This window comes from Oleiphilus sp. HI0079, from assembly GCF_001635105.1.
In genome coordinates this window covers 1-1,373 of sequence record NZ_LWFT01000957.1, presented here as the reverse complement: position 1 = coordinate 1,373, position 1,373 = coordinate 1, and the positions used below count along the sequence as shown (strand labels likewise).

At 45.1% G+C, this 1,373-nt stretch carries 2 protein-coding genes; both read left to right on the top strand.

Features of this window, described 5'->3' with window-relative positions:
- The coding region (locus A3750_RS17495) for an ABC transporter permease subunit (RefSeq protein ID WP_156498690.1) at nucleotides 1–378 on the top strand (378 nt) is incomplete at its 5' end.
- Complete coding sequence (locus tag A3750_RS17490) at nucleotides 365–1,204, top strand: ABC transporter permease subunit (protein WP_068457926.1); 840 nt, start codon at nucleotides 365–367, stop codon at nucleotides 1,202–1,204. The genes A3750_RS17495 and A3750_RS17490, both read left to right, overlap by 14 nt.
- The last annotated feature ends 169 nt before the right edge of the window (nucleotides 1,205–1,373 follow it).

Here is a 1,373-nt window from a genome sequence, read left to right as displayed (position 1 = left end):
CCATTTATGGTACTGCCCATATACACCAACTTAGTTAAGCATGATGGGCGTTTACTTGAAGCAGCGGCCGATCTCGGTGCTACTCCAGTAGGTTCTTTTTTCAAAATAACGTTGCCCCTTTCGATTTCGGGAATTATTGCAGGCTCGATGTTGGTATTTATTCCGTCCGTAGGGGAGTTTGTTATACCTGAGTTGTTAGGTGGTCCCGATACGCTCATGATTGGTAAGTTATTGTGGAGCGAGTTCTTCAATGCCCGCAATTGGCCGGGAGCTGCGGCCGTAGCGGTAATTATGCTCGTATTACTGATTATTCCCATAACGATCTTCCAGCGGTATCAGGCAAAAGATTTTGAGGAGAAAGCCAGTGAGCACGAATAAAACAAATACGCTTTCCTGGGCAATCCTTTTTGGCGGATTTCTATTCCTCTATTTGCCTATCTTTATTTTGATTGTCTACTCGTTTAATGAGTCGCGCTTGGTCACGGTTTGGGCTGGATTCTCTACCAAGTGGTATGGCGAACTGTTTGAAGACGAGCAAATGATGAATGCTGTCTGGATGAGTTTAAAAATTGCTTTTCTGAGCGCTAGCGCGGCTGTGGCACTAGGCACGTTGGCCGCAATAGCGCTGGTTCGATCAGGCGCATTCAAGGGAAAGACCTTATTTACCGGTATGATTACCGCTCCCTTGGTTATGCCCGAGGTGATCACCGGCTTGTCGTTGTTATTGTTGTTTGTGACATTGTCCCAGATGATTGGCTGGCCTTCCGAACGGGGAGCGATGACGATTTGGATTGCACACACAACGTTTAACATGGCTTATGTGGCTGTTGTTGTATCCGCTCGGCTAAGAGAGCTGGACCAACGTCTTGAGGAAGCTGCAATGGATCTTGGCGCGAACAAGTTACAGGTGTTCATATATATCACTTTGCCAATAGTCGCTCCGGCTTTGTTGGCAGGTTGGTTACTCGCTTTTACATTATCACTTGATGATTTGGTCATTGCGAGTTTTGTATCCGGCCCAGGTTCTACTACATTACCAATGGTTGTATTCTCAAGCGTCAGACTTGGAGTGAGCCCTAAGATCAATGCGCTAGCAACGTTGCTAGTGCTTGCGGTATCCGTCGCAGCATTTATTGCTTGGTGGATTATGCGAAGAAATGAATTGCAACGACAAAAGGAGATTCAATCTGCTTACAGTAAGTAGATTAATCAAAGACTTAAGGCATAAAAAACTAAGGCTTAATGGATTATGTGCGGGCTAGTGGAAAACAGACCGAACCTCAAGAAAATCAATAATGGGTGTAATCGAGGAGAACTTATGAAAACGATAAAAAATATTGTACTTGCTAGTACATGTGCGATGGCTTCTGCTG